We start from the raw sequence: 7,234 nt of genomic DNA, 5'->3' as shown, positions 1-7,234 counted from the left end.
TTGAGGTCCAAAGATTCCTGGGGGGATGTGGACATGATCGACTCCTAGAAATGTGGAAAATAGGAAGACTTACCCGCACAACAGAATTAGAGCAAATTTCACACCTACTTTCGAGACGCTCACACCTTGCAGTCGAACCGAATGTTTTTTCCTTGCATCGCTTCCCAGATCGGTTTAACATAAGTTTGGTGGATGATGTAAATCTCTTCTGTGTCCATCGGCTGGTGACCTTCTCGCACATTGTTCAAACATTCCGGGAGTAGAACTAATGAAGAAAAGCCTAGTTTTGGTTTGCCTTGGACTGGCCCTCTTGGCCGGTCGTGCACACGCTGCGTTTCTCATCGAAATCGACACTGACGGTCTCGACGACGCTATTCTAACTTACAATTCTCATTTTACTTTTGGCGGAGATACGACCCAAGCCTCACAAAGTTCCGCTTCGTCCGCTTTTGGCCTCACCGGCGGCGACAGTATCTTCGGCGGCGATGGAGTTAATGAACCTGACACTTACGTCTATCGCTACGATCCCACAACCGACGCCGACAATCTCAACACTACGGGCCAGGTCTTGGGCGTTGATCTTCTTGGTAATCCCGTTGGAGGGACTGGAAAAGTGGGCGGCGCAGCCGGCGACTACCGCATCTATGCGGCTTGGCCAGAAACGGTAAACGTCAACTCTGCAGGCGTCGACTACACCGCCGTCTCGGGCGCAAATTCATACTCCGTACATGTTGATCAAAACGATCCCGCTATTCAGGGCGGTTGGGTGTACCTGGGTGACATCACGTATGACGGATCCAGCGGAATCATTCTGAAGCAGGAGGCCGTTGTAAACTCCTTTGTGTCGATGCGGTCGGCCGCAGTGATGTTTGAGCCGGTTCCTGAACCGACTTCGATCCTGCTGACCGCACTGGGCTTTTGCTGTTTTTGGGCGCGACCCAACCGTATGGTTTCAGAAATTATGAGCCGAACTTAGGCTGCTCGTCCTACGCTAAATAGGTGCTGCCAAGGAGTGACTTGCAGGACCATAATTAAGAGATATCACACCCGATTGGGTACAGTGATACTAGTACGGCTACACCCAAACCGCTAAGTGGTGGAGGCGGAATTCCTAAACGCTGTTGTTACTCTGCATATTCACCACCCAATCTCACCAGCATCCACCGCCTTCACAGCTTTCTTGAGCGCGGCCGCCTCTGTCCTTCCAAAGAATCCCTTGCCGCAATTGGCCGTGGACACATAGCAAGCCCACTGGTCGACATCTAACCGCCAGATTTCGTCATATTTATGACGCCGCTGTTTGGGAAAGAGTGGACAGACATCACATACCCAATGAAGTGGTTGAAAGAAGAATCTTTGCAGCCAACATGCCAACTGTGATCAAGTGCAAGCGCCTTAGTAATCCTTACATTCCACTAGATGCAAACGCGGTGACGAGCAATCACAATGCAGGTTAAACCAGCGATTGCAGCCAGAGAAAAAACTGTAGGCTCTGGTATTGCCTTCAGAGCAATATTGTCAACGTGCGCTATGGCGCTACCCTCGTCAGACAATAAGAATCGAACTTCTGGATGGAATACGTTTGACATGAGTTGTTGCCAGGAAACTGTGCCCCCGGTTTCGTCTTGCCATCCGTTGGCCGCTGCTTGAACACTGGTCCAGCCAGGATTGAACATAATCGAATAGCTTTCCCAGCTGTTTGGAAAAACATCGGCCACGTCTAAGTGCCAACCCTCAAAGGTTGAATCTTGATATCGAAACCTTAGCCAAGTATCAGAGTAATTACCAACATCATACTTTGCATCAAATGACAGCATCCAAGTAGGAACTCCGGTGTAGTCTCCAGAAACTGCGGCCAGATCAGTGGTCACACCAATATCAAAAATCGGTTGGGACAGAATGCGCCGTACGGCCAATGAACTGACCGGATTACCCTCAGTATTATCTCGAATCACAGTGCTAGATGTTGTACTTTGCATCCAGCCGTTCGTATCGCCAACATCCCAATTCTCAGAGTAAGGCCCAGCTCCTCGAACTATCCCAGAATTCAACATGAACTCGATTGAAGCGACAAGCAAAGCACTCCGCCAGACAGACGTATTTCTTAACATGACGACACCTCCTAGGAGTAAATTGTTAATTAGAATCAGGACGAGTTTAGTAATCTACTTTTAATGCACTCTGTGCACAAGTTATATACAAGGTGCCCAAGGTGCGGGATCGGTTGCCGAAAGTTAACAAGTTTTTTCAAATCTGCGTCTTATTCTAGCAAACGCGTCGTGAAATTAATACCAAACTGGTTTGACAAGGAAGAATCGGTCGCAATCTTCATCTAAGTCTATATCGCATATAGCCTTATGCCCAAGCAGCCGAAGCGTGGTCGTATAGAGGGTGGCGATGTAAACGGTCATCATAGCCATGAGCCGCCAAGGATTATCCTTAGCTTCTAATAAGTTATGCCAATAGAACCGGACGGAGTGGGGCCAAATTCAAGCCTAGGACTCAAGCCATCTAAAGCCCGGGAGTTATCTTGTGCTGGAGGCGCAAGAAAGTGCCACAAGCGGATTGCTTGCGGTAAAGGGGCAGCCAGAGGGACGTCTGTTTACGTCCGTATCTAGCGGCGGATTGGCACGCCGCCGCGTTCTGGCAGGCTCCGCAACCTGCCTCGGAGTTTCACGCCGACGGAATGAAGCCAAAGCCCGAAAGTGCATCGGCCTATCTGTACGACGCGACTTTGGGAAATAGCGTTCATGAGTGAGGTCGATGCGGTTTCGGCGATTATAGAACCACCAAATTGCACGTGGGGATCGTCCAACACAAACGGGCGGCGACGCTAAGCGTTTACTTCAGATTCCGCCTGATTCGCCGCTCCGGTTCAGGCAATTGTTCGCGTATCGAAGTCAATGTCATTTTGTCGAACTTAAGCGGTGCATGAATTGATAAACGATAGTTTTACTTCTTTGATTGACGAAACGTCATGACGCTCAGCACGCCACACACGGTCGCGGCACCGAACAGGATCGCCCAACTCGGCGTCTTCTCGGGAAACATCACGGAGCCTACTGTTGCGAGGAGCAACAGCAAGGTTGCAGCACCAAGGATGCCGCTAATTGATTTCAACATGGGTCGCCTCACTACGTACGAATTATTCGATGAACGTCAGGGTTCGATACTCTCAGGTCTCTCGTTTTCTTTATCTGGCCTTCTCAAGGCCAACGGACCGAGAGCGGCACCCATGGGCACTCCTATCATGGCGCCGTACAGACCACCTTTAACTGCCCAATCAAAGCTTCCGGGTGATACCACTTCACCACTGGCGATAGCCAAGTATGCAGCGATCATTGCTCCGGTCGCACCAGCAATCGGTGAAGCAGGTAAGGAACCAAATCGACGAATTGCGAACGCCGATAGTCCACCGACAATCATGGCCAACAAGATACATGGAACGCCTCGAAATACAGTCCATGCAACCACGCCTCCTGCAATCGCGAACAGCAATCCCACGAGCGACGAGAGTGCTCCAGTAGCGATGGCGATAAGTACCCGCAGTGTTGTAGTCATGATTTCGGAATGGTTCGAGCAAGTTGGGCGAGCTTACTTATTATCTCGTTCCCATTTTTTGCGGCAATTGTCTAAGTTATTGCACGCTCGTGCATAACGGAGAGCGAAACACGGGCCGATAAAGGTGGAGCCTACTGGAACAGACGGCAAGAAGCAACTCAACGTTGAGTGGAATCTTCTTGGAGAATGGGGCATTCCAAATCAGCGTTGGACAAAAGGACCTAAGCAGATTGTGCAAATCACTTGGACGCTTCGGATTCATCGTCTTGTGCAGTTTCGCGGCCCCCCAAGTTCGGCGGAGGTTTTATCGTCCGCCGCTATCAACGGCTGGCAGTAGAGACCCCAGATTTCCTCCCAAAACAGTCGCTTACGCTTAATCCACCGGGTTAGAAAAACCTCTGAATGGGAGCAGGTGAACCAGTACGCTATACCGATGGTACCTGGAGTGGTGGAGGCTTATCCAAATCTGGAGCACAAGCCCTCAGCAATTCTCGACAATTGTCAGAATGATTTCCTTCGCATCCTCGGTCAGTGAGAGCGAGCATCTGTCCTGATTATCAACCCACCGCAACAGGGTTCAGCTAATCTCGCACAAGGTTGGACACGACCGGGAGTAGCTTGTCGTTGTTCCGCTCCCGGCAGTGAGCACTCATCGAGCTATCGGCATGACCCATACCATGATTGACGGCAACCCGTTACCGGATTCTCTGCCAGACTTTCAGTCGCCCTCGATCATAGCTAGGATGCTCGACTTGGTCTCCTCCTCCAGACCGGGCCAAGCTTCGATCAGAACGACAAGTCTGGGATCAGTATTTGGCGAATTTACTTGCACCTGAGCATGCACCACTCGCGGAAGTGCCGTTTTCCCCGACAATTGTTGTTGCTGTTCGAGTCTTGTATCGCCCACTTGACGTAAGATCTGCCGAAACAAGAGTTTCTGTTACCTGTCGGTGTTCGGCAGTGCGGCTTTTCCAAAGCTTCAAAAACGGTACATGCCGTTTCTGGATTTTGCAAAAGAGAACCGCATCATGCATTGGTCAAACAATCATCTAACGAACTAGGGGCGATTCTGACAATCCGTGGTCGCCAAGTCTTCACAACCAATCAGCGGCACCGCTCCACGAAGACCCAGAACTCACCGACGCCGCGCAAGTCGCATTTCTGACTGATTGCGCGTCGGTGGGCGTTGAATGTGTTGAGGGTGATCCCCAGTTGTTTTGCCGCACGTTTGGGATTCATGGACGCCTCATGCAATGCATAGATGACGTCTTTTTCACGCTGACTCAAGGCATCCCAACTTCTAGGCAACCTCCGGGTATGCAAGAGCACCGGCAAATCCGGCAACGGTGAAGGCATCAGCCTTACTTTGCTCCAAAACACGTGGCCATCATCGGCGATCGCTCCGACCTCGAGTCGTACTTCCTTACCTGCCAAGGCCGCGTCAAGCGCTTCTCGAGCGGCGGGCTTGCACGCCTCAAGAACCCGCTCTTCGATAAGACTGTGCCCAATGGCGTCATGAATGGGGGCCTCCTCTTCGTTTCGAGAAATGGCTCGAACGAACCCCTGACCGTCAACTAATGCGACAACTTCGGCGTTATTCCACATCCCTGGTTTCCTTTTTCGCAACTCTGCAAATCCCGGAGGATACTGACCTATTGCGAATTACCCGGCCACAACTCGGTTATTTCAGAGCCTCTCAGACGAATAACGAAAACTGTTAACGAACATCATGATACAGCAATCTCAACCATTATCCATCGTTCTTGCGTATTGCAATGAGTAAGCGAGCGCGGATTTCATGAAATCCAGCCCATAAAACCCTCCCGGCGAAAGAGGATACCTCTCTTCGCAACAAAACAATTGGCCTTGTCCGAGATGATTCTCTTGACAGGCCGGAGAAAGAACCATGGAACTAAGCCAGAGACAAAATGACCCTTGGCACTGTAGCGGCAGCCGAAGAATCTCTCCGACCTGGAATACTCCCATTCAGCTGCATCGCATTGCTGCAATAATGGAGCAAGAGGACATCAAGCCTCGTGTGCTGGCTGGCCGACTTGGAACGACGCCGACCACTATCATGAAGCAGGCGGATCCCACTTGCGATATGCTACTTTCGGATCTCTATCAGTGGCAAGCAGCTTTACGAGTACCGATTGCCGAATTACTCATGGAACCAGAAGACGACTTTTCCTCCCCGATCTTGCTGCGAACTCGTTTGCTAAAGCTCATGCGTTTCGTTCGCTCAATTCAGGAGCAGAGTACGGAAGATTCGATTCAGACGATTGCCCTGCAGATGGCTGAACGGCTAGTGGAGATGATGCCCGAACTCAAAGAGACTCCAGCGTGGCCGAGCGTCGGCCAACGCCGCACACCCGACGAGCTTGGCGCAATCGCCTACAACGTCATCCCAGAAAAAGCCTTTCCTGCTCCACTCGAGGAAGCCTGAACGGCTCTGATTCAACGGATTGGTTGGTACGATAGGCAGAGATGGCCGGGTTTAATCCAGGCATGATTGGGGGGCTAGCTATTCTCGGACGTTCAGCGGGCAACCTATTCTCAAGGGTGCGCCGCGGAGGGTACCGAAAGTCCAGGTATTCACGTATTCGTGGTCCGGTTTCACCCCATTCTCAAGGGATCATATGGGAATGATTCGGCTCAGTTGGAAAGTGTGTGTCTAACAATTAGTCTCGCTTTTCGTAGCTACAACCGTTGGAGAATCCGCTCCGATGATTCTCTACGTCCAATACGGAGGAGCGAGAAGGCTCATTTCTGCATCGGCGGAAGGGTAAAAAGTGATCCCTGGTGCACTGGCTTCGCACAAATTATTTGGGTTCCAGCCGAGTTTAACAACGAGTCGCTCCCAGCCTTCGACTGAAAGATGAGAAAACACAGCTGTTATTTCTTGCGGATGTTCGCTATCGCCAAAGCCACGCAAGATAGGTCCATTTTGCTTGTCCGTAAGAATTCGAACCGAGCGTTTCTCAATATTTCGGCCGGAGTCCGTGCACTTGCTCAATTCCGAATGCGTAATTTGAAATCCTGAGAGTCGCGGATAGTGCGTGCTTTCAATCGCCGAAGATTCGAATTGAAGATAACGCACGAAATCATGTCCGAGAGCACTAAGCCCAATTGCCTGCTCCTCCGTGCCGAAGGCCGTCAGGGCTTTTGCTGTAAGTTCCCGAAACTCGGGACGAGCAGGCCAAAGCGTTAGTTGAAGAGCGGATGAGATGCCGAGATTTCCGACGTTAAATTCAGTACGTGTCATTAAAGGCTTCCATGTCAAAAACAGTTGTGACGAGTTAAGAGATGAAAACACTGCCGCTTAATAGTTTTCTTCAACATTAAATCGCAGTGGTGCCGCATGTACGTTTTATCGACCACTTGAGAAAATTGGTCCGCATCAATGTCGACGAAGGTTCGATTAATTGCAAGCGTGCACAATGGGGTCACCAGAGACCAAGTTTCGAACAGGGTAGATTATTAGGAGGCCAGTCTGCCGGGGCGGGGCCTTGGGGTGCCCACCGGCTATATCCTGCCTCGGTCATCTGTCTTGGTTCATCGTGAACTGGAATATCCAGCGTGATCCGTTAGCGGGATAAAAGTTAGTTTTAGACGGCTACCGCCGCATTCTCATTGCGTTCACGCAGACCGGGGGCTCATTGCCGCCCCCTGG

8 protein-coding genes are annotated in these 7,234 nt (G+C 50.9%); 2 read left to right on the top strand and 6 right to left on the bottom strand.

Features of this window, described 5'->3' with window-relative positions; translation table 11 throughout:
- Positions 1-268: 268 nt before the first annotated feature.
- On the top strand, positions 269-976 hold the full coding sequence (locus tag Pla144_RS24305) for a PEP-CTERM sorting domain-containing protein (protein WP_146453306.1): 708 nt from the start codon (positions 269-271) through the stop codon (positions 974-976).
- Between the two features lie 439 nt (positions 977-1,415).
- Here the strand turns inward: Pla144_RS24305 and Pla144_RS24300 are convergent, their stop codons facing one another.
- The 5 genes from Pla144_RS24300 to Pla144_RS24285 all read right to left on the bottom strand — a co-directional run bounded on the left by Pla144_RS24300 (position 1,416) and on the right by Pla144_RS24285 (position 5,166).
- The gene (locus Pla144_RS24300; protein WP_146453305.1) at positions 1,416-2,111 is read right to left on the bottom strand and encodes a hypothetical protein; all 696 of its coding nucleotides are present in this window, start codon (positions 2,109-2,111) and stop codon (positions 1,416-1,418) included.
- A gap of 841 nt (positions 2,112-2,952) precedes the next feature.
- Positions 2,953-3,123, bottom strand: coding sequence for a hypothetical protein (locus Pla144_RS24970; RefSeq protein WP_197530995.1), 171 nt, complete (start codon positions 3,121-3,123; stop codon positions 2,953-2,955).
- Between the two features lie 36 nt (positions 3,124-3,159).
- Positions 3,160-3,561: a hypothetical protein gene (locus tag Pla144_RS24295; RefSeq protein WP_146453304.1), complete on the bottom strand. Its 402-nt coding sequence runs from the start codon at positions 3,559-3,561 to the stop codon at positions 3,160-3,162.
- 718 nt (positions 3,562-4,279) lie between these two features.
- Positions 4,280-4,468, bottom strand: a complete 189-nt coding sequence (locus tag Pla144_RS24290; protein ID WP_146453303.1) for a hypothetical protein — start codon at positions 4,466-4,468, stop codon at positions 4,280-4,282.
- Between the two features lie 197 nt (positions 4,469-4,665).
- Positions 4,666-5,166, bottom strand: coding sequence for a hypothetical protein (locus tag Pla144_RS24285; RefSeq protein ID WP_146453302.1), 501 nt, complete (start codon positions 5,164-5,166; stop codon positions 4,666-4,668).
- 301 nt (positions 5,167-5,467) lie between these two features.
- Here Pla144_RS24285 and Pla144_RS24280 point away from each other — a divergent pair, with 301 nt between their 5' ends.
- Positions 5,468-6,007, top strand: coding sequence for a hypothetical protein (locus Pla144_RS24280; protein ID WP_146453301.1), 540 nt, complete (start codon positions 5,468-5,470; stop codon positions 6,005-6,007).
- Between the two features lie 288 nt (positions 6,008-6,295).
- On the opposite strand, the gene Pla144_RS24275 is transcribed toward Pla144_RS24280, so the two are convergent.
- On the bottom strand, positions 6,296-6,826 hold the full coding sequence (locus tag Pla144_RS24275; RefSeq protein WP_146453300.1) for a hypothetical protein: 531 nt from the start codon (positions 6,824-6,826) through the stop codon (positions 6,296-6,298).
- Positions 6,827-7,234: the final 408 nt, after the last annotated feature.

It is taken from the genome of Bythopirellula polymerisocia, assembly GCF_007860015.1.
Classification (GTDB): domain Bacteria; phylum Planctomycetota; class Planctomycetia; order Pirellulales; family Lacipirellulaceae; genus Bythopirellula; species Bythopirellula polymerisocia.
Note: the sequence above shows the minus strand (reverse complement) of the source record. Positions and strands in the feature narration are given on the sequence as shown.

What these genes read in the sequence shown, in the direction of transcription:
- Pla144_RS24305 (WP_146453306.1), top strand. Translation starts at nt 269, where the DNA reads ATGAAGAAAAGCCTAGTTTTGGTTTGCCTTGGACTGGCCCTCTTGGCC.
- Pla144_RS24300 (WP_146453305.1), bottom strand. Translation starts at nt 2,111, where the DNA reads ATGTTAAGAAATACGTCTGTCTGGCGGAGTGCTTTGCTTGTCGCTTCA.
- Pla144_RS24970 (WP_197530995.1), bottom strand. Translation starts at nt 3,123, where the DNA reads ATGTTGAAATCAATTAGCGGCATCCTTGGTGCTGCAACCTTGCTGTTG.
- Pla144_RS24295 (WP_146453304.1), bottom strand. Translation starts at nt 3,561, where the DNA reads ATGACTACAACACTGCGGGTACTTATCGCCATCGCTACTGGAGCACTC.
- Pla144_RS24285 (WP_146453302.1), bottom strand. Translation starts at nt 5,166, where the DNA reads ATGTGGAATAACGCCGAAGTTGTCGCATTAGTTGACGGTCAGGGGTTC.
- Pla144_RS24280 (WP_146453301.1), top strand. Translation starts at nt 5,468, where the DNA reads ATGGAACTAAGCCAGAGACAAAATGACCCTTGGCACTGTAGCGGCAGC.
- Pla144_RS24275 (WP_146453300.1), bottom strand. Translation starts at nt 6,826, where the DNA reads ATGACACGTACTGAATTTAACGTCGGAAATCTCGGCATCTCATCCGCT.